The 24,749-nt window shown below is 41.3% G+C and carries 18 protein-coding genes; all 18 read left to right on the top strand.

Annotation, left to right across the window (positions count from 1 at the left end):
* Position 1 precedes the first annotated feature (1 nt).
* The 18 genes from V6669_RS19435 (at position 2) to V6669_RS19350 (ending at position 24,728) form a co-directional block, all read left to right on the top strand.
* Positions 2-1,897: a hypothetical protein gene (locus V6669_RS19435; protein ID WP_338587655.1), complete on the top strand. Its 1,896-nt coding sequence runs from the start codon at positions 2-4 to the stop codon at positions 1,895-1,897.
* Positions 1,898-1,913: 16 nt separating this feature from the next.
* Positions 1,914-3,059, top strand: coding sequence for a hypothetical protein (locus tag V6669_RS19430; RefSeq protein WP_169482058.1), 1,146 nt, complete (start codon positions 1,914-1,916; stop codon positions 3,057-3,059).
* 78 nt (positions 3,060-3,137) lie between these two features.
* Positions 3,138-8,723 (top strand): hypothetical protein, encoded by a 5,586-nt coding sequence (locus V6669_RS19425; protein ID WP_338587654.1) that lies wholly within the window; start codon positions 3,138-3,140, stop codon positions 8,721-8,723.
* Positions 8,724-8,767: 44 nt separating this feature from the next.
* Positions 8,768-13,417 (top strand): hypothetical protein, encoded by a 4,650-nt coding sequence (locus tag V6669_RS19420; RefSeq protein ID WP_338587652.1) that lies wholly within the window; start codon positions 8,768-8,770, stop codon positions 13,415-13,417.
* A 25-nt stretch (positions 13,418-13,442) separates the two neighbouring features.
* Positions 13,443-14,579, top strand: coding sequence for a hypothetical protein (locus tag V6669_RS19415; protein WP_338587651.1), 1,137 nt, complete (start codon positions 13,443-13,445; stop codon positions 14,577-14,579).
* 62 nt (positions 14,580-14,641) lie between these two features.
* A complete protein-coding gene (locus tag V6669_RS19410) occupies positions 14,642-16,414 on the top strand; it encodes a hypothetical protein (protein WP_338587650.1) in 1,773 nt (590 codons plus the stop codon).
* 22 nt (positions 16,415-16,436) lie between these two features.
* The gene (locus V6669_RS19405) at positions 16,437-16,766 is read left to right on the top strand and encodes a hypothetical protein (protein WP_338587649.1); all 330 of its coding nucleotides are present in this window, start codon (positions 16,437-16,439) and stop codon (positions 16,764-16,766) included.
* A gap of 12 nt (positions 16,767-16,778) precedes the next feature.
* Positions 16,779-17,834, top strand: coding sequence for a hypothetical protein (locus tag V6669_RS19400; RefSeq protein WP_338587648.1), 1,056 nt, complete (start codon positions 16,779-16,781; stop codon positions 17,832-17,834).
* Positions 17,834-18,775, top strand: coding sequence for a hypothetical protein (locus tag V6669_RS19395; protein ID WP_338587647.1), 942 nt, complete (start codon positions 17,834-17,836; stop codon positions 18,773-18,775). The genes V6669_RS19400 and V6669_RS19395 overlap by 1 nt, the downstream gene beginning before the upstream one ends.
* A 15-nt stretch (positions 18,776-18,790) precedes the next feature.
* Positions 18,791-19,582 (top strand): hypothetical protein, encoded by a 792-nt coding sequence (locus V6669_RS19390; protein WP_338587646.1) that lies wholly within the window; start codon positions 18,791-18,793, stop codon positions 19,580-19,582.
* A 12-nt stretch (positions 19,583-19,594) separates the two neighbouring features.
* Positions 19,595-20,431 carry a hypothetical protein gene (locus V6669_RS19385; RefSeq protein WP_338587645.1) on the top strand — a complete coding sequence of 279 codons (837 nt, stop codon included), beginning with the start codon at positions 19,595-19,597 and terminating at the stop codon, positions 20,429-20,431.
* Positions 20,428-20,829 (top strand): hypothetical protein, encoded by a 402-nt coding sequence (locus V6669_RS19380; protein ID WP_338587644.1) that lies wholly within the window; start codon positions 20,428-20,430, stop codon positions 20,827-20,829. Before V6669_RS19385 ends, V6669_RS19380 begins: the two co-directional genes overlap by 4 nt.
* Positions 20,830-20,841: 12 nt before the next feature.
* Positions 20,842-21,747, top strand: a complete 906-nt coding sequence (locus tag V6669_RS19375; protein ID WP_338587643.1) for a hypothetical protein — start codon at positions 20,842-20,844, stop codon at positions 21,745-21,747.
* A 156-nt stretch (positions 21,748-21,903) separates the two neighbouring features.
* Positions 21,904-22,227 carry a hypothetical protein gene (locus tag V6669_RS19370; protein ID WP_338587642.1) on the top strand — a complete coding sequence of 108 codons (324 nt, stop codon included), beginning with the start codon at positions 21,904-21,906 and terminating at the stop codon, positions 22,225-22,227.
* Positions 22,196-22,393, top strand: coding sequence for a hypothetical protein (locus V6669_RS19365; protein ID WP_338587640.1), 198 nt, complete (start codon positions 22,196-22,198; stop codon positions 22,391-22,393). Before V6669_RS19370 ends, V6669_RS19365 begins: the two co-directional genes overlap by 32 nt.
* Before the next feature lie 234 nt (positions 22,394-22,627).
* Positions 22,628-23,044 (top strand): Na-translocating system protein MpsC family protein, encoded by a 417-nt coding sequence (locus V6669_RS19360; RefSeq protein WP_338587638.1) that lies wholly within the window; start codon positions 22,628-22,630, stop codon positions 23,042-23,044.
* 595 nt (positions 23,045-23,639) lie between these two features.
* The gene (locus tag V6669_RS19355) at positions 23,640-24,206 is read left to right on the top strand and encodes a sigma-70 family RNA polymerase sigma factor (protein WP_083679489.1); all 567 of its coding nucleotides are present in this window, start codon (positions 23,640-23,642) and stop codon (positions 24,204-24,206) included.
* A gap of 135 nt (positions 24,207-24,341) precedes the next feature.
* On the top strand, positions 24,342-24,728 hold the full coding sequence (locus V6669_RS19350) for a hypothetical protein (protein WP_338587635.1): 387 nt from the start codon (positions 24,342-24,344) through the stop codon (positions 24,726-24,728).
* The last annotated feature ends 21 nt before the right edge of the window (positions 24,729-24,749 follow it).

Below are 24,749 nucleotides of genomic sequence, written 5' to 3'. Positions count from 1 at the left end.
GATGGCACAGACAATACCATTAACCAAGTTCAGTGGATTCGTGTCAGGGGAAAGTAAAGCAGAGGATATTATTTTCAATCTGGCCGATGCCATTGTAAGTGCGAAGATTCCATCCGCTAATGGTTTAAATGTGGAAAACAAATGGAAAAAGGCCTACGAGTCCATGTCGGATGTATGGGTGACTTACAAAGAGATGACCCGTTCGGGCGTGCAAGGAAAATATAAGCATACCGATGGGAAGCTCTATGATGTATTGAAGATTGCTTCTAACTTACCGAGTCTGACTAAGACACAAGACGGCACTTCTTTAGTGGATGAAGAAGGATTCCTTTCTGAGGTAAGTTCATCTTATGGAAACAATCCAACAGGAAAGAAGATTCAAGTTGTTTCATTTGAATACATTGATAGTGTAGGAATAACTCAGTCTGTAATGGTTCCAGGAAGTCTTGCAGTAGTACTTCCTGATGTAAATTCTCAGTGGGGATCAAAGGTTTATCTTGTAAAGCAAGTTCATGTGAAGAAGAACGGCATGAAGGTTGATAAACTTGACTGGAATGAATTTGAAATACTTTCGGAACTACCGAAAGACTGGGATTATGCACTAACACAGCCGGGATATAAGTTCAGAGTTGAACGCAATAGATATTTAGTTACTGGGACATCAAGCAGTTATTACACCACTGTTGATCAACAGCCTGTTTTAGCGGAGAAATACACTTTCACTGAACGATACTATATCGCTGAACCAACCAACTACACTACACCAAAGGTTGTGTTGAAAGCTACACCAGATGTACCAGAGGGGATTTCCTCTCGGGATTACTTCATCATGTTAACTCAGCCTCAGAATTTTACGGGTGGAGATTATAATTACTTTGACTGCCAGCATGGTGTAGGATTTGTAGGGGAATTAAGCAAGGGTGATCCGTCAGCTACATACAAAGGAATCTGCAGTCCTTCAACCGTATCACCTGGGTCAACACCCGTGGTGTTGGATCAGACAGCAGCAGAAGCAATGTACGAGCAGTGGAATGATCCTGAAGCAACTAAATTATACACACCGCCAACTATCACATGGGACAAGGATTTTGATGGTCTTACTGAACTGATCAGTCCAGCTTCTCATTTCTTTTACGGACGTAACTCTACAGTAAAATGGTTGCCAAACAAAAAACGGAGACCGGATTATCTGGTAGCCTATCATATTTCAGTCAATAACGACCGGGCTGCGGTTGTCATTGAAGGAGATCCTTCTCCAAATATTCATGGTTATTACCGTAGTTTCGGTTATTTTGGGAAAATCGTACCTTTTAATGATCATGATCACATTGGAAACTTTGGTTTAACCGTAGGTATGGGAGACTTGAAACAGGATCTAACAGGATACACAAAAAATGAAATCCGAACGGATTTGAATCCGGACAAGTACGCGCAATACGGAGAGTATACTTCGAACGGGATGGACTCGGTATCTCTTCTTCGAACTCGAGGTAACGTATTGTATCAAGCTCATTATCCAGCATTTATTACCCAGCTGCCGAATTATCCCGATGTTGGGAGTATCCCAAAAGAACTGTCTAAACTAGTGTTAGACAAGGACGGTTTCCAAAAGTCACTATGGACTGGGAAATACCATGCAAGTCCAGTCTATCTGGTGCACCAAGCGGAAGGTTATCGGGGTTACATGGATGGGGTTGTCGCGATATATGATCAGAATCTCGTTAATCTGGATGAACTGATTGTAGATACGGAGATTCCCAAAGATAATGATAACCCTGCAGCTGGTAATTGGACTGAAGTGTACAAATTCTTCAGTATCAAATCACCGATGAATTTTTTCAAGCAGTCGCCCGCTCCTGACCTGGTAACGATTGCAATACTTAAGGAAATTAAATAAGGAGGATTAACATTACATGGCAAATTTCAAATATGTAGAAACTATTACGACATCCCAGGATCTTCTGAACAAGTTGAAGGAGGAGATTACGGCTTTCGAGAAATTTCCCTTCGAATCAACAGCGGGTGAAACAGCTGAGAATAACTCGTGGAAGGTGTTTTATGAGGAAAAGGATGCTGAAAATCGTATCAGTCTGTTGATTCTTCAAGGCACCATGACTATCGGAACAACAGAAAAACCAATCACCAAAAAATATTATGTACAGTTCACGAATCACGCCATCGTTCCACGAGTGATCACACCAACACCTAAATATGTAGAGCATAGTACATTGACGGTCCAATTGCTTGAAGGACTGGAAGGAGAAGAGCCTGCTGCTTTGCCAGTGAAGACACTGCCAACATTCAAATTAACGGGTCACCCTGTACTGTACCAGTGGGCACTGGAGAGTCATACGCCAACGGATCGAAACAAAGAAAAGCCGGTTTACATGTATATCAATGTGATGAATAATCGTCTGGCTATGGTTCTGGTTGCAGATCCGGCTGTAAATTTCCTGGATTACAAAAAATCATTCCTCTATGTAGGTGCGCTGAAGCCATTTAAATACAACCTCAATGATGTAGACGGAAACGTTATGCTGACGGCAGGTGCAGTTATTGATGAACCGGATATCGCAACAATTGCCAAAGACGGTACATACTACTATGGACAGTATACTTCTGCAGGTAACAACACGTTGCAGATGCTCAAGACTAAATCAGGTATTGAATTCCAAAGCCATTATCCTTCTTTCATTACACAAGCACCACCAGTAGGCAAAGCCTTTATTGATCCTGAACTTGGGGATACGGGACTTGAACTTGAGCCACAGGGTTTCCAGGCATCCAAATGGACGTCCAAATATCACTTGTCTCCAATTTATGTTGTCCACCCCTATGAGGGATATCGTGGTCAGTTTGACAACTGCATTGCGGTAACGAAACATAATATCCTTCACCTGGATGAGTTGATTATTGACGTGGAAGGAAAGCCTTGGCATCAAGAGGTTTATCGTTATTTCGATACAGATACACAGCAGAACTTCATGAACTTATCAGCTAATCAACGTATGGGCGTAGCGATTCTGAAAGAGGTACGTTACTCAAGTAAACAAGCATAGACCTGAATCGTATAGATTCAGTAGAGGGAACCCTGACTCCGCTCAGGAGTTCCCTTTTTATTTGGAGGGGGTGATGCAGTGCTCACAACAAACGAATACTATTTCAGCATCCGGGATATTGTTCAGACATCACAGGGATATTTGCTCAGGATAGGCAGTACAGGAAGCAGGCCTTTGGACTATATGTTTGTATATATTCCTTATAGTCGTTATGCCAGCATATTGATGCTGGATTTCTACATGGCAAGGAACGCTGCTGATGATACGATAAAAGACGAATTGATTGACTCCATCAAAAGAGACTTGGAAGGAGAAGAACAATTTATCGTTCTGTCTGATGGAAGAACAAGGAATTCTGTATCGATAAACGAGATACCTATTGGAGACAAACGAAATACGGTACAAAGCGAGATTGAAGAAGGCATTAAGGCTATGCGTAATCGATTAGGTGCCGATGAGTCCTTAGAAGCGATTGAAGGAATTCGAACATCTCTTCGAGATAGCAATCTTATGGATAACTCTGAGCAAAAGGCTGCTGATCGAGTGCAGTGGCTGCATCAGGGACAGTTGCATACGGAAGATGCAGCATGGCGTGTTGATGATAACAAAGAATTGAGAATATTCAAGAATGTTACAGTGACACGCAACTTGCTGAAAAATCTGGACAAAATTCATCCATCCCAATGGGGTGTTCGTTTCTCGGATCAGGATGTCATTCTGGATTATCTTGGAGATTACGAGCGAGATGACGCAGTTGAAACCGTTGTTGAACGAATCATGGCGTCAGCCAGAGATCATCAGAAGCATACCCGGCTTGAGGTTTTAGCGATAGCCAATCGGACAGTTTCGATGCTCACGGAGCAAATGGTGATGGATGGTGCTCTAAAAGAAACTGAGCGACGCAGCATCATAGTTAGAGTAATTGACAGCGTTAAAGAGAGATTGAAAGATACTGCGATATCCAAGCTGGACTTGGCTTCATCGATGACTCGGCGTGAACTCGATGTTTCATATGGAAACATGCTAAAAGCTACAACAGCTCATCATCGTAACACCTCCAAGGAGCTTATGAGTGACTCCCAGCGTTTCTATAAACGGGATTCAAGCATAGATCATGACATACAAATAGGGAATTCTTCACGATTCCTACAAGAAGAATATATGAAAATTGTACATGAGCAAATTCTGTCTTCAATAGATCATACGAGAGAAATCAGTGTTCATAAGCCAGATCAGGGTGAAAGAAATCTTCAGGTCAAAGGACAACTGGCTCAGTTCAATCAAGCCTTGCGGAATATTGATTTTGAAACGCAGATGAAGTATGTACAACAATGGGGGCAACGCAAAGATTTCGAAAACGGATTAGTCATGCGTCCACCTGTTCTGGCTAAACTGAAAACACGCCAATTCCCAAGTGTGGTACATCAGTCTCTCCGAATGGAAAGAGATACGAATAAAGAACTGCTTTTAGCGGAAACACAGTTATATAGACGAAGCGCAGAGCATGATATTATTTATTTAAACGAGATCATAAATTTGGATCGGAGCCGACTGACAGCATCTACCTTGATTAATAAGGAAGGTCTATGGGGAAGTATGGCTAAAGGCGTGCAAACCTATATGGACAGATCTTCAGCCAATAGGTATCATCCTGCATTTGCGTTAAGAGATATTCGTAGTGGGCCCTGGGTGATCCAAAATGCTTTTCCAAAAGCACAACGTATTATAGGTCATAATCCTGCAACAATAGATCAGGAGTTTCCATGGGGCAAAAGAATCATAGATCATAATCCTGCTTATATTGAAAATGTGAATACGCAAATCAAGGCTCACCGACTTATTGTTGTACTTGGAGCGGTTGAGGACACTAATAAGCAAATTCTTGCATCAAGGGATGCTACGGAGTTCGGATATGTCTTGCGAAATAAACCCGAAGCACATCGAGATACAGTAGAGTTCGCTAATGTTGAGAGGGATAAACCCGAGGGCACTCGCGTAGGTAAAGAAGTTGCACATCTCCTTCGAGAATATTCAGAAGGACGCAGGGTCGACAAATTTGAATCATTTGTATCTTCCCAATTCGATACGGGTCATGTTGGTCCGCGAGCCATGTATATTCCCAAAACAGAAGTACATGCAGAGCGAACGGATACATATGAGATAGAATTAAAATCCTCAAGTGCGGGTAACCGCATTACTGAGCAAGGAATCTGGTTACCCCAAGCTTTACGTGGAGAACGTGAAGATAAGACATTGATGATTGAAGATACGGTCTACGAGGCGCTGAAGAGTAGGGATAGTAAAAACCTTTTTCTTGACGATGAGATGTATGTAGCACTTAAAGGCAGCAAAGAGCTCAATATAGAGAAATTGTGGCAATCCCTAAAAAATATGACGCAGAAGTATATGGTTTACTTGGATGACTTACTAAAAAAGTTCATCAGTGATGGTGGAACGATTGGAAATAAATTATATCCGGGTCATCTGGAAGATTCATTGCTGGCAGCTGAATTATTAGAACGCCCTGCGCTTGTATTGGAGATGATGATTGATGCGGTGTATCAGACCGATGATGTCGCCTTTATGGATGAAAACCTTCTTACTGGAATTCGAGAGAGAATCGATGCATTAATTGAAGTGGGTATCTTGTGTTCAAATAAACAAAGTGATAATGGACTCGTTACATTCAGTTCAGAGGGTATTAGAGAATTGAAACAAGTTATCATCGACATGGACATGCCAGAAGCATATCAAGAGCCCGATGATGCATGGACAGACACACCATATCTAGATGCAGATCATCTACCCCGTCAGGGGAATATAGATGATAAAATGTCCGAGTCCTTCAAGGAAAAGGACAGTGAGTATAATCAAGTAGGGTTGCTGAATGAGCAAAATACGGGTTCAAAGTTTGATCGGCGCGGAGAAACCATCGAGGTGACTTATGCGGATTGGGATGCCAAACCGATTACTTTTAATTTTGATACTCCACTTGGATTTGTTGATTCATCTCCAGGAGTTTTCGATGAGGATCTATCAGAAATGAACGCTGCTCACTCACAGGAAAAGTTCGGCATGGTGAATGAAACAGTCGATGGCTCTAATCACGATCGAGATGGATTATTTAACGAGCAAGATTATGCTACAGGAGAATCTATCCTTCGGTCAGGCGAGCACTCTAATACATACGTTGCGGGTTCGACAGATCTGCGAGAACTGCATATTAGCGAAGAGTACTCCATTGGTGCCCGTTTCAGTCAACAAGCGCATGTGAGTGAGGAATATAACTTAGGCAGTCCTGTTAGTCGTGAGCTTCAACAGACTGGAGAGATAGTCTCAGGAGCTTCTTCACAAATGAGAAAAGCACAGGTCATTCAGTTGTATACCTCCAGTACTTCTGGGATTCGTCAAGCAAATACAAGTGAGGGCTATGAATTAGGAGATCCACTTTTACGCCAAGGTCTATCTAGTGAAGGCTATGGCCTTGGATATCAGGATTTGCGTGAAATGCAATGGGATGATGGTTATATGGGGGAAACGAATCATCGACTGGGTGTAACAGCAGAAGGATCATTTTACAGTTATATGGAATTAAAACAGGCAAACATGAATGACGGAATGCAATTGGCCATGAACTCAGAACGATTGTCAGAGCAATCAGGTCGTGTTGAACATGCTACTCAATTGAAAGATTCATGGGTGAATGAAGATTTTCTGGGTCAGGTATACAAACTTGGTAACCTGGAACAGCAATGGATAGCTGATAAGCCGCAACAGGGAAATCTGGAGAGCCAGTGGGTTGCTACCAAATATCAGTATGGTTTGATGGATCAGTATCTTGACAGCGGGGATAAACCTAAGTACGCAGACGTGCCAGTAGAATCCATTGGAGGTTTGCCGCTTAAATATGGGCAGATTGAAGAGGAGTTGCAGGCAACTAAATACCGGTATGGGAACTTGGAAGAGCAGCTACTCGGAATTAAACCTCAGTATGGACAAATTGAAGAAATGCTGTTTTCTACCAAGCCTCAATATGGCAATTTGGAAGAAAATCTTCTCGCGACTAAGGGTGGTAAAAGTTCCGAATATCACTTTACCAACAACGGAGATAAACGTGCAAGAGATTCGTATGTTGAGGAACAACGGAACGGATCAAAGAGCGAGCGAAGGACAAGTCTTGAGGAAGATATAGCGGGAATTCTAAATCCTCTTCGGGCTACATTTGAATCCGGTTTGTTAAGCACAAAAGGTAATTCCCAAGCTGATTGGGAGCAATCTTTAGTGAGTGACAAGGCGAGCAATTATTCTTCAATTGTTACTATATCTGAAGCATTAAAAATTCAACAGCATGGACATATGGGAGAGCAATTGAATGCTAGCAAGTTGGAACAAGGTGCTTCTCTTCTAGATGGTTCAGAAGGAAAGAAAGGACATGTGGATGGTGAATTAATCGATTATACATGGACAGGCACGAACTCAGCGCACCACGCTAATGTTGGGGCAGAATTATCCGGTGAAACCGGACCACTTGATTCTACGGGGCAATACGAAATAACGACTGCATTTAAGAATATTCTTAATGGTGAATTAAATACAGAAGATACTAACATGTCAATCAAGTTAAGTGGATTTGGACAAGAAGTGGATGATTTTTCATATGCAGGTTTTGAGGGCAGAGTGGCGCTTGTTCAACAGGATGTCATCACTGTAGAACGAGAGGATGAACGAATATCTCATCTGGAAAACCAGACACGAGAGGCAACATTTGCGAATGCTCGTTTGTCTGAATTGCAGAATCCGGAGGATACATTCGCAACCTTTGAGGAACGATGTACGCAGGTGATCACGGGCTTTATTTTCGCTGAACGACCTGAGATGCGGGCAGAGTATTTGGAACAGCTTTTTGCATTTTTGCCTGAACGAACAGCGCATCTTATGAAGATCTATCACGAAGCCAAAGTGGAAGGACGGGCTTCTGATGTTGAAGTCGATTCGGTGTTGGCTTATCGGGATCGGATCACTGAGGGATATCTGCCTCTTATGGATACTACCGCGCAGGGACTTGTTTTCGATTATACCGATAATCTGTTGGACCACGGAATGAATCCCGAAGACTGGGAGGGTGGTTTTGGCGTGCCCGAAGAGTATGATCCTCATGACCCGTTCAACGTTTATTTCCCATACTCCAAAGAGATGGATGCACTTGAACTTGTTCAGGCGGATGATTGGGTTCAATTCGGAGGCGGCGATTGGAAACGGGATGAGCTCCTCGGCAAGTTTTATAGTAAAAATGAAACTTCTCAAATCAACGGATGGTACCGGAATAATTTTCTGGGCGATCAGTATAAATTCTCCGTTGATTTCAAGGTAGATGAGAACGAGAAGGGTGACGATGGCGTTGGTATTATTTTTAAAATGCAAGATACCAATAATTATTGGATGTTCATGGTCAATGGTGGTGATTCTACAAATGCTCTAGATATGAGGACACCGATGCAGCTGTATCATGTCGTCGCGGGTAGAAAAGAGTCTGTAGGTTCTCCGATGCAACCTTTTAAATGGGAGAGGGATCGATGGTACACAATCTCAGTATCCATCATGAAAGGTAAACTGCAAATCTATACCGATTCCAAACTACAATACGATTTAACGGGCACTGATTAACTCAGTGTTCTTTTTTTCGTATAGAGCGAGTACGAGGTGATTTTATGGGTCATACATTTGGATTATTTACAATGTCTCAAAAAGGCGTGTTGTTCGCCAATATGAGAGCTAAGATAGCTGATAAAGACGATTATGCCAATCCTAACCATCCAGAGCATCTGCCGGAGAGTCCCAATGCACCGAGAAGTGAAACGGATCGGCATGGCGAAGAAAATAATCCTATTCTGGGTGATCCAGGTTACGGTCAGATAGGACGATGGCAGACGGTTCAATTGGATGCACTGGAAAACAGTATTGATCAAATCATTGAGCAATATCTGAAAGATAAGTCGTGGTATGCGAGTGTACGATGCCGTGAAGCACTGTGGAATATGTACCGCAGGATTGAATGGTGGGTAGAACAGCAGCACCCTCCAGATAAAACACAATATCAGAGGGTACTGCAGATGATTAAAGATTGTATTCACAAGATTCTTGAAAATGCTCAGAAGCCTGGCGGTAGTCATCATGGTGTGTCATTGCCCGTCTGTCCGGCACCCTACTACCATCATTTTAGTGGGAATTACTTTAATCATTTTGATGCAACCGTATATGAGATTCCGCTCTTTTCAATGAAAAAGGACGTCCCGTTCTCGAATAAATTCCCTGATTTCTTCAGATATGTATCATCAACGGAGGATCAGGAATGGGTAGCTGTCCACTCTGTAGGCCGAAATGAACAATCTGGATCAGAGATGATCTTAAAACTGGATTTAGGGCTTCTGGAGATTGGCAACTCATCCAAAATAACATTTAACTGGCGTGTGAAGCGTTATGGACAGATCAGGTTCAAGTACCTGGCTAGTGCCAAGCGCGGTAATGGCATGCTGTTCTATATTAATGGGCAGCAAGTTGGGGGCGAATGGAGCGAGAACAGTGGATGGCAGGAAGCTGCATTTACGTTGCAGCCAGGACAGATGTACAAGTTCGACTGGTTAATTCGCAAAATGCGACCTGAAGTATGGCAGAACAATGGAATCTATATCAAGGATGTAGAAGTTGTTGAAATTGTGGATACACGTAAGCCGCCTGCGCCTTTGGATATTGATCTGGATGGTGAGGGAAGTGATAGTGATTGGTATGTAAAGTCTTCAAAAAGCATTGCACAAGCCCATTTTCAAGCTCAGTTCATTACAGATGAAGAGCGAAGTAAGACGATGAAAATGAATTTGGATAATGAATGTGACGGTACAGTTTCTTTTGCTTACTTCATGGGAGTAGATAAAGAATCATATCCAACTAAAGATTATGAATTGTTTTTTGATGACATTTTTGAATCCAGAATTCAGCATGGAGAAAGCAGGCATGGTAGCCATGCTCAATCTTTACACGGTGTAGAGTGGAATCTTAATGAGGAATATTCCGAAACAACATCTAATCAAGCCAAGATTGAATACGAAATTATAGCAGGTCCTGAGACGACTGTAGATTTAAGAGGTGTAGTTGAAGTTATATGTCCAACCTATGAGATTGATCATTGGGAGGCGTCGATTCATAGTCAGGGGATTGGGAATTATCAGTGGCAAATGTCGGGCGGCCCCCCATGGATAAGATCAGGGAATGTATTGAGACTGGATGAACCTACAGAAGGGGATATGATTGCTCAAACTGAAGTGAACTTGCAAGATGAGGGTTGGTTTTTGTTTAGTTTTTCTCATCAATTACGAGCTACGGAATCGTTCGAGGTGACTGTAAATGGCATGCTTGAATACTATTCAACGATGCATAGCCAGGGGGAGCAGATACGAATTCCGCTAGAGGAAGGTTTAAATATTATCCAATTCTATATTCGAGATTATTACACTGAGCAGCCTTTCATGGATAACATAGAAAAATTATTCACGTACGGGAATAATACTGGCAATACATATCGAACTGTAACTGATTTAGGTTCGTACGTTGATGTGACACGTGGGTGGGACGTAACAGATGCAGGTGCTAGAACTGAAAAAAATGGCGACACGATTAGATATAATGCAGAGTTAAATCCTGGAGCTAAGTTTAGCATTCAAGAGCATATGCGTATCTATCCAGCGATGGACTCGTCATACGATCCAGACAAGGGGGTAACAAGAGATTTTAACGTTTTTGAAGAATTGTTTAATGAGGAAGGCAAGTATCATGAATCGTTGAGATTCTCTGGAAATTGGGTGTGGAAAAAAATTGTTAACGGCGATGGAGTCATGTGGGCACAGGGCCATGATCAGGATTTCATATGTGATTTTGAAGCGCATTTAGACAATTCGGGTTACATCTGTTGGCAATATGGAGGGCAATTTGATCCAGGAGAAAAATTGGAATTACAAATTGATGGTATCTCTGTATGGACAGGAAGTCAGTCGAATGACAGAGAAGGGACCAATTGTATGTATCCTCTACCTTCGGGGAATCATCAATTCCGATGGAGATACCGTGACGGTAAAAAATACACACCAGGTAACGGAGAAGGTAGTTCTGAAAACGGTTCGGAAACTTCCACTGGAACAGGTACGGGAACTGACCAGCATGGTGGAGCAAAGAAAGATCCCTATGGAGTGAAGTGTTATACAGGAGATTCAAAAACGAATAACATCCAATACGCACAAAAATCATATGGAGGGCATTCGCCACGTGCTGCTAAGTTTGATGCAATTAATAGAGGAGAAGTTTACTCATCCTCTGGTCAAGCGTACGCATTGGGTGTTACTAAGCAAAATTCGACAATTGTTCGTACGTTTACTGCACCTAAGATTGGAAGTTTCAATTACTCTGAATTGTTGACAGTCTATCCAGTAACAAAGAGAAGAGTCTTTGTGAAAAGAGCACTAAATAATAAGAGTGCTCAATATGATCGTGCTGAGACTATTAACAAATCAAATGGTACAGTGGACTATTACTCATTGGATGTTTCTGGAAACAATCCTCAAAGTCCTGAATATAGTTTATTTGGTCCAGATACCAAGAAGATAACTTTTGAATTCTATTGTGTTGAATCATTTGATATTAAATTTAAATATTTGTGTTACCTGTTGCAAGATTCAATTCAAGCGGGGCGACTTAGGGTTGCTTATTATCCTAAAGATAAAGCAAGTCAAGCGGTAACAATTCTTGATTGTAACGATAATTATGGAGATCAAAAAGGATATAATAGCAAAAATATTGATGAAACAAAATGGAAAAAAGCAGCAAAGTTTTCTATTCCAATTTCAGTTGAAAAACCTGGAAAATATACATTAATTATAGGTCTTACTGATACTTATAATGGGCGTGAAAGAGGAAAAGAAGGTAATTACTATTACGCAGCCATCAAAGACCTTGTGGTTCGTACTGACGATCCTGATGGTGTGAATCAAAATAAACTACTAAATCCAGTCTTAGTGGATCGAACAACTTATGTGAATGTGCAGTGGTTTGATTTAACAGACGAAAAAAACAAATTTAATCCGATTCAAATATCTGTTGAAAATGGTCAAAAAGTTAGCGATTACATTAATAGCCCCTCCTCATTAATACCCGGGCACAAATATAAAGTGGTTTACACACTTATTAAAGATAAAACCTCAACCAACGCGACAGGGCTTGATGCAGGTGGATTTACATTAAGTGAAGGTAGTTTTTCCGAGAGATGGCCTAATTACTGTATTGATGCAAGTGGAAACATGTTCCTTGAGGGCAATTCTCCTCACCCAGGCCAAGAGCCATCGAATCCACCAGACACCACAACACCAGATGGTGGGAGTCATGCTTGGCTAGATGTGATTCGTCTATACAAGAATAACCACAGAGCGTGTTCTGGCACAAAGATTGTCATTGAAACTTTTGAGGACGGCCAATTACTACTTCCAATAAAAGAAGTGACAAGTGAAAATGATCAGATCATCTCCATTGAAGTCGAGAATACCTCGGATAAGAAAAAGAAATATGAAGTTCGCGTTCGATTCGAGCAGGGATGCCCTGGAGACGGGGCAATGATCTGGGGAGGAAAACTGAATATTGATGATATTATTAAAGTTGAACCATCCTGGGCAGAAGTGACCCACTTTGAAGTTTGGAATAACAAACCGATCTGGATGGGTGGCTGCGATAACAGCAATATGCGCGTGAAAATTACCCGCGAGGACGGAAAAGTGTTATGGGATGAAAAGTATTACGGGGACGGGTATCGTGGCTTCGAACTGAATGATCTGGCTCCCAAGCCATATAGCAAGTATAAAGTGGAGATTACAACAGATCAGAAGGAGCAGATCAGCGAATGGACAGGAAAACGATATCTGACAACCTTCCGGCTGCATGACTTCAAAGCCTACGAAAGATGGGTGTGGGTACCTGAGCCGTTTGATTGTCAATTGGATTTCTTCATTGACGATGAGCTGATCAAAACATTCACCCAAGAGGGTGGATACTATACTTTTTCACACCCGGTGCCCAAAGGCAAACATGAATTCAAATGGGTGTTCACCTCCCTTCAGGAAGTGGGTACGCGTAGCTACGAATACGCTAATCTGGACTGGATGGAACTGACCAACTGGATCTGTGATGACGTCTATGTCATTCCTTACTGCGAAGGTGGTGGGGGAGACAAGTGTGTTGAAGCACTGATTAAATGCCTGCTGGAAGTTTGGAAAGCAAGGCCGAAAATGTGTGTAATCGGTAAACGGATATGGCTGTTTACGTAAAGAAAGGAGGATCTGGATGGGAATTGTGAAACGTCAGGAAAAAGGACTAATCTATTTTGATGAATTCAATGAATCCGAACTTGACTCAGGGTGGGAAGTATTGACTGACGATCCTGGAAGGTACAATGCTGATCATGGGGTACTGGAACTAAGACATGGAGAGTCTCCAATATATATGTTTTTCAGGGAATTAACCGGAATTGAAGAGTTCGTGATGGATGTCAAGAATGAGTATAATCCAACTGTTGAGGGAGACTCCGGGGGACTTATTGTATATGCAGACGATGAGAATATGGTGAAATTGGAAGAGTATTTTGATGCGGAAAAAGGGATAGCGAGAAGTTATCCTTGGATCCGTCTGGTACGAAGTTTTAATGTATATTCCGCATACTGGTCAGAGGACGGGAAGATATGGCGCTTTATTGGTAATCAGGAAGTCATCTCCTCTGTACCTAAGATCGGGCTTTTCTTAGAATCAGGAACACAAGGTGAACCACTACTCATTAATCATATACGAATTCAAAGAAGTGGCAGGGTAAAGGTAGATAATCTTAAACAAGGTTATCAGGTTGAACTCCGGGATCAGGCAGGAAAAACTCTTGAAAAGAAAATATGTAAATATGAGAATACCTCCATCATATTAGACCTTCAACGATATGGTTATCCGTTTACAGGCAGCTTTGCTGTGACTTTGCCTGATGGCAATAGATTTGAAGCGTCGGAAATATTAAGTATATACGGTGGAGATACATATTACTTTGAACCTAGAGTGGATCTTTACTATCGTGAGTATAGCGACAATGGAGAATTCCTTGACATGCGGTTACAAGACAACCAGGAACGTTTCCTTGGTTATATGTCCTCTGGTCAATCCGTAACGGAGAATGTATTGTTTATTGCCAAAAATTCATTGAACCAAGGTATTTTTCAAAATGTTAACTTCGAGCTTGCCTCTTATCGGGGAGATCAGTACCAAAACGTAGTTCGGTTAGCGCCCGATGTTGAGGGAGAACCAGGAGCCTGGAGTATGCAAGTGAACGCAACCGAGATAACTCCAGAAAGGCCTTATCAATTCTGGGTGAGAGTAGAGAGGCTGGATACCAGCACCAATTATGAAGCCCAGGTCACGTTTGGGATCAAAGTTTCTTCAACGTATATATAGCTCTAAACTTTAAGTGCTCGACCACGTATAGATTTAATAAGGGTTGAGTTGGAGGTGAGAATATGTCTGTCCGCTTTAGCGGGACAAGTTCAGGAACGAACAATGGCAAGTTGCTTGACCACAATAGTTTGCTAAACAAAGGGACTCGATCCCACCAAGAAATTGATGAGCATCTTTCAGAGATGGAGGAAGCCAGAAGCGTTTATGTCGGCCTCCCTGAGCGTTTGGATCAGATGGAACTTGTAGGCAAACAGAATGAAACAGGGATAACTGGTCATGAATTGCGTATTGCTGACCTGGAACCTCGGGTATTGAATCAGGGAATATTGTTGGAAGACCAGAAGTCCAAGTTGGGTGAAGTTGAGAAAATCGTAACGAATATAAGCACGGATGTTCATGAACAAAATGAACGTTTGGAAAGTTTGGAAAATGAATTAGGAGATACTCGGGGGAATCGTGAATCACTTGCAGATGTTATATCAGATATAGAGCATTCCATTGATGAACTAAAAACGATCCCATTATCTGATTTGGCAATAAGCGCGGCAGCTATTGATTTTAATGGTCTGCTTAAGGTTCAGATCAATGGTGGTTATGCAAGCATTAACAGTACACTCGTTCAAAAAGAGGAGTCTTTCTATTCATTTATAGCCGAGCAAGATACCAGATATTATATATTTCTAAAAAATGATGGAACCTTTGTACATCAGTTGGTTTCCGATGAACCCGATAACGGCATGATTCTGGGATCTGTCACAACAGGTGCCACCTCTGATGCGGTATATCTTAAAGACCAACGCTATTATCTAACCAAAACGGTGTCTACAGGAGATTTTCAAGATCTCCAAGCAAGAATCACAGACGCTCAATCTCAGATCAATGAATTGGACGGAGAAGTGGTTAGGTGGATTGATCATACCGAAGACTTGTCCAAACAAGTTGAAGGTTTTGGTGAGACTAAGGCTGAAGTTTCAGACGCTAGAACAGACAAAGATGGCTTTGAATTTGATAAGCTGCCGGATCGTTTAAACCACATGCAATCCAAGCTGGAGCTTGCTGCATCCAGGGGGACGATGGAAAATCAATCGATTTTTCGTATTGAGTACCCACCTGATATAAGGATTTCAGAACAAAAGAGCTTTTATTGTCCAAAGTATAGCATTGGTTCTGACAGTGTAGAAGTACTTCTGGATGGCATTAGGGTAACTCCTGGGGAAGATTATATCGAATATACGGATACGGAAATTCGTTTTCTCTATGATATTCCGGTAGATTCGCGTGTGACACTTCTTAGCCGAGGGTCGATCATCAATACGTCTTCAACTTCAGAGTATGAGTATGACTCCAAAGGCAGAATGAAGCGTGAGATTATTACTGGAGGTATTAACCGCGTTATTGATTATGAGTACGATCTTGAGGGGAATCTTATAGCGGAACTCATTACGGAGAGTGACGGGCAAGTTAAGACGATAACCTACGAACGGGAAGAAGGAAGAATTAGCCGCAAGTTGAACAATGGGGCAATGTATTTTTACTTACAAGGCAGTTCGGCCTATGATGATCGCCCTATTAAACAACGTGTGTCTGTGCTTGAAGATATGGAAGAACAGGATGTCTATTTTGAGTATGATCCTCAAAGTGGCCTGATTACCAAAGAGATTACATATAACAACGATATAAAACCATTGATTATAAAGATTATTGAATATAATTATAATGCTGATGGTAGTGTGGATACCGAGATGGTCGACTTTAATGGTTCGAAAATAATAAAAAAATATAATTACGATTCGGATGGAAATATCCTTGGCGTTCAAAAAAGAAAGGTAGGTTGATAAGATGGATTCACACTTTTCCATGACAAAAGTTAAAACCGGTTTTCGTCCGTTGTTCGACAAAATGGTAGGTACGAACCTTACGCCAATTACAGAGGAAGAGGTGGAACTCCTGATGTTTATGTTGCGGAGCGATATTATCTTCGATGGGACAGGGCAGCATTACCTTCCGATGCTGGAAGCTTTGGAACAGGTGGTTTCTCTTGAGTTAACGGACGAAATTAACCAGGAGCTAGTGGATCAGGATACACAACGTCAAGAGCAAGATAGACAGATGCAGATCCGCACCGTGTTTCTCACAGCAATGAAAGATTCGATGCTTCAGGAATTGAAAGTTCGATTTGGCATTTAAGGAGGTGAGCGCATGACAGCTACAGTAGTGCAGGGATTTAGGAGATATGAATTTACGAGCACCGTGACCAATTTCTTAAGCACTTTGGCAAGAGAAATGAACACTTATCCACATGAGGATGTCAACTGGAAGGTGACTTATTATCCTAACGATGAGTATTCGCAGCCCAAAGCATATACAACTAATCAAGTATATGGAAGTACTTTGGGTTCATTAACACTGGAAAATTTAAATGTACGCTCTCTGCTATTTTCTCTATGTTTAAATCTTTCTGTTCATCGAAGTTCCAATAATGGCACTTGGACAAGCTACGGCTATCAACTAAGATGCGGTATGAATCGATTTTCTGAAGATACAGGACCTTTTCCAGATATATCGTTAAATTTGGGCGAGGAAGCTAATATCCCGTTTCACACCACGACGGGGAATGTGACATTAAACATTAACTACAAGTGGTCAGTATTTCCTTTAAAAGAAGCAATCTTTATTTTTGGAGAAGCTCTAAATAATATAGGATATGCATATCCTTTCAGACTTTACTTAGGGCAATTGTCTTCTTATGAGAAGGAAGATCCCGCTGTTGAAGGAGGATTTGTGGGTATCTTTTCCCACGCGCCTATTGATAGTAACAATGAATGGGCAAATAACAATTTATATAATGTTGGTAGAGGCGTGGTCAGAACCTCTAGGAATAATAAAAAGTATGAATTGTATAATTTCTGCACAAGTGCTCAAGCGACTTCGCCAGGTTCAGGGAATCGTTATTTTATTTCCCCCTGGTATATATTTCAGCCGAAAGAAGGGGTTCGGGGAGAGTTTCAACAGATGAGATCTGTTGTGTTTAAAGACTCAAACCAACATCCAGATGGAACGATGATTGATCTTGAAGGTAAGAGGTATCATGTTTTTCACATTACTGATCAACAACAACCGATACATTCTAAATATTGGATTGATATCGTAGGTAAAAGTAGATTCATACAACCATACTTTTTTGACAGCAACACGTTACTCGGGGATGGACAGAGAGCAATTTTATTCGAATTACCAATGGAGGTGTCCAAATAATGGCAGTACCTAAACGCTACTCTTGGTTGAGCACAATATCGGAGTTTTCAAACAATGCTGAGTTACAGATGGCAGGGGACTCATGGTGGGAAGTTAAAAAGTATGCTGCATCTGCCGTAACTGGTGGAGGGAACTGGGGGAATACTGTATTCACTAACCAAAGTGACAAGAGTTTATGTTTTACAATGGCATTTCAAAACAGTACTACACCTTCGATCCGGTGGGGGTTAATGAATAATGAGACACCTAGGGTAGATATGTACTTAGATTCTCCTGATAAACAAATGACAGATACACCTTTTTCTTGTGACACAGGTAACTACAACATAACCTACAAATGGACTGCATTCACTACCAATAAGGGTATTTTTATTCACGGAGAGTATCAAAATTATATCAATTATGCCTATCCAGTGAGGATATACATGGGAAGAATGAATCCACTAGAACCAGAAGATCCTGCTATTTCAAACGATTTTGTTGGCATTTTTACACATATGCCTTCAAATGTTAGTAACAATAGCAATTCTACATATGGTGATTACAATGTTGGACGGGGAGTAGTTAGAAAATCTCGAAACGGTACGAAGTACGAATATTATAACTTTACTACTGATGCTCAACTTACTTCACCAGGTGTAGGGGGCAGGTACTATATCAACCCATTTATGGTATTTAATCCATCAGAAGGAGTACGTGGGCAGTTTGCAGATATATATACGGCTTGTTTAAAGGATGCTTCACAACATCCAGATGGGTCCATTCTTGATCTGGGAGAAAACAAATACTACGTGTTTCATGTTGTAGACCAACAAATGCCATACAACAGTAACTACACTCGCTGGTATACATCTAGTAATAACGTTCGGTACTGCGTTCCTTGCTTTTTCGGTAGCAACAACGTCATGGGTGGGCAACGAGTCATTCTATTTAAAATATAAGGAGGGTTCCTATACATGTCATTCTTCAGTGGTAAAGTCAAAATGAATTTGTTATTTCAAGCATTAATTAATGGTTTCAAGGGAATTGCATCCTCGCCTTGGTCGATCTATTTTGAAACATCGGACATTCTCGTCATTAAATCAGTGGGCTCCACAGGAAAAGATAAGTTATTTATTAAGTTTGAGAAAGGAAATACCAAGGAATTAAACGGTAACTACATTACAGTCACTGTGGCAGAGGATATAACTCTGGCAGACGGTAGCATTCCTGAAGGAAAGATGTTTAGTACAAGGAATTTTTACTGCCATACATCTGTCGTAGATTCCAACCTTTTAACAGATTACCAAGTATCGATTACAGCAGATCGTGTAATTATGTGGTTGGCAGGGGATGTGAATTCGATAACAGGGATATCCAATTTGGGGTATTTCGGTCTGATGTATCGCTATTCCCAAGAAAATCACTCGGGTGCTCAAGGGATCGGAGTGAGCTACCAGGGATTCAATGGTATTCGTACAGTTAAGGATCTGGATAATATCCAGACCAATAACGTGTACAAATCCTACTCCGCGATGGTACCGACCAATCCGGGTTGGGGCGCTCTTTACCACCTCTCGCCATGTATTATGGCAAATAACGCAGAAGGTCCGCGAGGCGAACTGCATGATATTTATTTTGCACCTGCAGCAGGTGTAAGCCACGGAGATGAGATTACAGTGGCCAATAAGACATACAAGGTATATTCTCTGACCACAGGAGGTTCAAGCTTCCTACCGGGTAACACTGTAGCTGTATTGATGCAGTAGGGGAGGAGAACTATGTCTGTAGCAGGAACGGAAAAATCCATTTACACGCCTCAACAATCAGTAATAAAACGAAACACGGGTGTGCTTTATACATATCTAAGCAGTATTTATTATTCCAATAGAACCAAGGCGAGCTCTTACTATGATCCTGAGAGGGCAGGCCAACAACATAATTCAGGCGTACTTTACACGTACGCTCAGGGTCCATATCGTTCCAGTGAGACGCAAGCTTTATCACTGTATACGAGCAAAAGCTCTGGGAAAACGGGTCAGTTAAAACTAGAGGGAGTCCAGTACCAATTCCAAATTGGAGAGCTTCATCATCTTTCTTCACACAACCCATCGGAGGAAAATGTTTATTCCATTTGGGGGTATGATCAGGAGGAGCTCCCTCAGTATTATACAGGCCGTTTTATGTTGACTGACACCCATGGTGTAATAATAAGCCATACTAAAGAGATAAGCATTTACGATAGCGTGGGTTATCTTCCAGTGCATAACACGCCAGAAGCTCGATTCACAGGTAATCTTGGTATGGCAGGTTATCAGGGCTCTTTAACGAAGCAAGCAAATGGTCGTTGGGTACATGTTACCAAGATTGTTTTGCCTTCAAAGGATTCATTCAAGGGTGTTATTCGATCAATTATTGTAGGTCAGAGAACCCCGGCCTCATCAGAGGGTGCAAAAATTCGATATATTGTAAAGCACATTTACAAAGACGAAATGAATGAGTTTCAAGGCTATCTTTCTGGTCAAGGAGGCAACGTAGATCCTACTGTACCAACCATGATATTGCCACGAAGGTACCCTGCTACCTATATTCCAAATCGTAGGAGGAGTGAGAAATGAACAAAACATGGCGAATTATGCAGGAGCTGAAAGATGTGTACAAGCAGGTAGAATTGTCTCATGTAGTTGAAGCACTAAACGGTGGGGGAGAAGCATTAATCGTTTCGCTCCCCATGGAAAGCCCGCGTTTTCTGATTAAGACGGTACGTATTATCCCAACCGAAGAAACGAATGTGGAGCTTCATATACTTGATAGTGCAGACAAAATGAAAGCCCAAATTTTATACTTTAATACAGCAGAATTTAGTACAGGAAACTTCATAGACGGGATATACGACAATGTGGATTTACCTTATGACGATAAGGATGGTACATCCCATTTCCATTTTGAAATCATTAATCCAGGTTCCGTGTCTTCAGGTTTTACCATTGAAGTAACGGGTTTGACGGTTAGATAGGAGACAACGATCATGGATATCATTACTTATGGTAAAGTGGTCAAGCTTTCAAACGAGATCAAGGAAGCCAGGGAAGATAACGGGACTCTAGATGCTCGATTGGACAAGATTGCATTAGGTACGATTACAACAGTAAATGTAAAAAAAGACCTTCCCCCACAAGGGATACCGGAAGCAATTTATGCCGTGCTTACGGATGAAAGTAATCAAAATTTGCCAACATTATATATGTATGGCGAAGAATATACACGTCTTACGGGATCTGATGTTAGCTATAAATCCAATGGAATCCTAACAGTTAACGGGGTGGAGGTCAAGGTATATGAACATCCAGAGTTCCATAGTGCAGACATCTTAGCAGATGGCATTGAGAAGAAAGTGTTTACTGCTGAAGAACGAATCAAATTAGAGCATATTGAAGTTGAGGCCAACCATTACACACATCCTGATACACATAGTGCCGATATGATCAGTGATGGAGAAACCCATGTGAGCATGACTTGGGGGGAACGAAAACGCCTGAATGTCATTGATCCGTGGGAATCAATCAGCGACTTGGTAGATTATACGGATGTGGTTACATACTTTGCTTTTGACATGCAGGGAAGAGTTATTCGACAAGTCGTTACAGACAACTACACCGAACAGCTGGTTAGAGAACCTGTACTGACCCTACCAGCTTCTCCAGAAGGTTACGCACAGGATGATTCCTTCTTGGTCATTTCGATTGGTGAGATATATCGATATGATGGTCTGGACTTCGTGCAGCTTCCTACTTTGGTTGATGTCATCTATCAGTATGATGAGGGAAGACTGGTCGCCAAGTCCATAACCAAGGTGGGAACAACACCTGTTCAAACCAACTTCCAATATATATATGACTCATACGGCAATCGCATAGCGGTTAAGAAATACTAATACGGAAGGATAGCATATGCTGTCCTTTTTTTCTTTTAACACGAAATAGTTTGTGAAACCCACATTTAAATATGAAAACTAGCATTAACATTTAACTGATCAAGACGTATAGAGAAAGTAGTATGAGAACGTAATTATTCCGGGAGGTAGTGTACGATGAATATTGAACTTACTGCTCATTTCTTTTTCAAGGGAAGTGGGAAAAAGAAAACGGTGAACTGGACGGAAGATAATCCAAGGTTACAACAGAAAGAGAAAGATTCGGATAAGGTCGTACGCGAAATCCCGTTAACTGCGGATGAGGTTAAGCAAGAATATCGCCGACTGTTCACTAAACACAAGAACGAGGGGAAATCGATCACGTTGGAAGATACAGAAGATGTAATTCATATCATTGATCTTACCGATGTGCGAAATATTGAATTGACCTCTAAGGAGGGGAATACAGATGCTGTACAGGCTGACCTTTGCATTGAATAATGAGGAAATTGTCACTACCGAGATGACCTCGGATAAGGAGGATCTGGTTGGAGCAACGGAAGAAGCATTCGATTTGATTGAAAGAGACTATGGTGCCAATGTCGTTCTGAACCTGGTTGCGTTTAGCTTGCTTAAAATAGAGATTACCAATGAAATGATAAATTAAGCGTTCAAGCTAACTAATGTTAGCTTTTTAGCACCAAGTGTTAATTTAATTGAATAATTGTAAACTATAGTTAATAAAGTGATATACCCCAAGCCTAGTTCTGGGGTCTATTCCTTTTTCATGAAAAGATTAGAGTGACTTGATTTAATGCATCCATTGAAACTTGTCTTGTGCAAGCAGTTTTGATTAAACTAGGTTGAATTCATATGTTCGAGGGCAGTAGAAGGGGTCAGGATGATTGGCAAGGAGGGATGGGACATTGAGATAAAAGACTTGGAAAGAGAGCTCGCAAAGCTGGCATCCAGAATAAGAAAAGATTTTACTGAACGCGGGCCGGTAGATACCAGAGTCTCTATCATGAATCATTTTATCATCTTAAAGTTTACAGCAAAATTCACCAAACCTGAAGCATTCATGCTAGAACATATGCAATCACACTCAAGTCAAATTTTCGCCGAATACAAGATGAAGCTTGCCCATATGATGAGAGAAGATTTCAGCCCCGTTTTCTCCTATATCAACATGGGTCTGAAGATCGAAGACATCGAAACAACATTTTTTGGCCATGATTTTGCAGAGCAGATTACAGTCTTCAAGATGAACAAGGATGTTGAAGTGCTGCTGAAAAATGATGAGATAAACATGCCTTAAGGCCTATTAACTGACGTTTGAATACTGGACAGGTTCTTAGGAACTAATTTTGTTGTTGACAATATCCTACATATTTCCTTATACTACCCTTATGGCGATTGAATAGATTAATAATCTTGACGAAGCCTATAACCTTGTTAAAGAACTTGAAGGCCATATCTTCGGTAATTGGGACGAAATAGATGTCAGACCAAGACCGACACATTCCACCATTTTGGTATTTTCCAGTGGTGCGCTCTGTGTTGGTCTTTTTGTTTGTATAAAATGCTGCTTTACCTTTCATCGTATACTTCGTATATAGTCAGTAAAAGGCATATAAGGGAACGAAATAAATAAATGTTGAGAACACTAGTTCGTATTTGTTATTCTGAATGTAATAGGATGGGAATGGGGAGGCGGATCAAAGGGAGATTGCTTAATCGTTTGTACGTGATAGGCTTATTAGCTTCAATTCTGTGTAACAAAACTACATATGTGATATGAGATTTGGGAGCAATAGCGAGAATGTAGAGTAAGATCATGCTGGATAACAAATAGATTGTGAAGAAAGAATACGAACAACTAATAATTAAATAGTTAATGGGGGAAATGTATAATGTCTGCTACAACTGCTATGGGTTTTGATGATTTATTTGAGATTGGGGATATAGACATGTTCCTGAATAAAGCTCAGGAGAAGTGTCGTCACAAGCTTAGAGGGAAAACATTTGCCGGGATGGAGAAAGAAGATGTGACCCAGGAGATTATGATCAAATTAGTTAACTCCCTGGACAAGTATGATGCAGAAAAAGCCAAAATGTCGACGTTTGTTGATCATCTTATTGAAAATAAGATCAAGGATATGTACCGCAAGTGCATGTCTGAGAAAAATCTCAGTGTAGTTAACGCTGTACAGATCATGTGCACGGATCAGGGTGGTGGCGATGAATCGGAAGGCTCAGATATCGCATTAGCGCTTGGTCATGCTGGGTTTGCTTATGAGAATTTTGAGTTTGTAACAGATATTATGGAGAATATGAAACTGAACGAACGTGAGAAGCAAATCTTTAAACTTCGGACTTCGGGGTATGAATTTGTAGAGATTGCAGGAATGCTAGGTGTATCCAAGGCACGTATATCCCAGTTATGGAAAGCGATTCGTGAGAAATACGAAGCATTGTAGTCATAAGTGGCAATTAATAGCCTAAGTTTGATGAAGATAGATTCAGTAACCTACATAGAATAGAGAGAGCACCCTTAACTGGGTGCTTTTTTATGTCGTATAGAGAGATTAGTACAGAAAGAAAGGCGGAACAAAATGCTTAGTGTGGTGGTTTTAGGATTTACGATGGAACCTCTGGAGGGGTTTTCGGATATCGTTTGGGCAAGTCATGATTCTTCGACAGCTTCTGATTTAAGCAACAGGGAGTATGCCTTGATCATTGAGAAAGTAGTCGTACAAGCGGATGCCGTCTTGGTTAACCTGGATATGGATCAATTGACCTCTACTGATATTGTAATTATGCATCATGCTTATATACATAAAAAACCGATCTTGGGCGTAGGCTTCACGCAGTTGGAGCCTGTGATTGAAGAATTTGTTTCCAAACGAGTGGCTGATCTGGACATGGCTGTACACCATATGCGGACGAATTATATGGTTCTAAGCAGCGGAACAACTACTTCATCTGCGCCTCCAATTTAACTGTCGCTCCGATATGACGTA

The organism is Paenibacillus sp. Y5S-9 (genome assembly GCF_036894235.1).
Classification (GTDB): domain Bacteria; phylum Bacillota; class Bacilli; order Paenibacillales; family Paenibacillaceae; genus Paenibacillus.
This window is presented reverse-complemented; position numbering and strand designations above follow the sequence as displayed.

Excerpts from the sequence above, each read along its gene's own strand:
- V6669_RS19430 (WP_169482058.1), top strand. The coding sequence starts at position 1,914 with ATGGCAAATTTCAAATATGTAGAAACTATTACGACATCCCAGGATCTT.
- V6669_RS19410 (WP_338587650.1), top strand. The coding sequence starts at position 14,642 with ATGTCTGTCCGCTTTAGCGGGACAAGTTCAGGAACGAACAATGGCAAG.
- V6669_RS19390 (WP_338587646.1), top strand. The coding sequence starts at position 18,791 with ATGTCATTCTTCAGTGGTAAAGTCAAAATGAATTTGTTATTTCAAGCA.
- V6669_RS19370 (WP_338587642.1), top strand. The coding sequence starts at position 21,904 with ATGAATATTGAACTTACTGCTCATTTCTTTTTCAAGGGAAGTGGGAAA.
- V6669_RS19435 (WP_338587655.1), top strand. The coding sequence starts at position 2 with ATGGCACAGACAATACCATTAACCAAGTTCAGTGGATTCGTGTCAGGG.
- V6669_RS19360 (WP_338587638.1), top strand. The coding sequence starts at position 22,628 with ATGATTGGCAAGGAGGGATGGGACATTGAGATAAAAGACTTGGAAAGA.
- V6669_RS19385 (WP_338587645.1), top strand. The coding sequence starts at position 19,595 with ATGTCTGTAGCAGGAACGGAAAAATCCATTTACACGCCTCAACAATCA.
- V6669_RS19380 (WP_338587644.1), top strand. The coding sequence starts at position 20,428 with ATGAACAAAACATGGCGAATTATGCAGGAGCTGAAAGATGTGTACAAG.
- V6669_RS19350 (WP_338587635.1), top strand. The coding sequence starts at position 24,342 with ATGCTTAGTGTGGTGGTTTTAGGATTTACGATGGAACCTCTGGAGGGG.
- V6669_RS19395 (WP_338587647.1), top strand. The coding sequence starts at position 17,834 with ATGGCAGTACCTAAACGCTACTCTTGGTTGAGCACAATATCGGAGTTT.
- V6669_RS19375 (WP_338587643.1), top strand. The coding sequence starts at position 20,842 with ATGGATATCATTACTTATGGTAAAGTGGTCAAGCTTTCAAACGAGATC.
- V6669_RS19365 (WP_338587640.1), top strand. The coding sequence starts at position 22,196 with ATGCTGTACAGGCTGACCTTTGCATTGAATAATGAGGAAATTGTCACT.
- V6669_RS19355 (WP_083679489.1), top strand. The coding sequence starts at position 23,640 with ATGTCTGCTACAACTGCTATGGGTTTTGATGATTTATTTGAGATTGGG.
- V6669_RS19420 (WP_338587652.1), top strand. The coding sequence starts at position 8,768 with ATGGGTCATACATTTGGATTATTTACAATGTCTCAAAAAGGCGTGTTG.
- V6669_RS19400 (WP_338587648.1), top strand. The coding sequence starts at position 16,779 with ATGACAGCTACAGTAGTGCAGGGATTTAGGAGATATGAATTTACGAGC.
- V6669_RS19405 (WP_338587649.1), top strand. The coding sequence starts at position 16,437 with ATGACAAAAGTTAAAACCGGTTTTCGTCCGTTGTTCGACAAAATGGTA.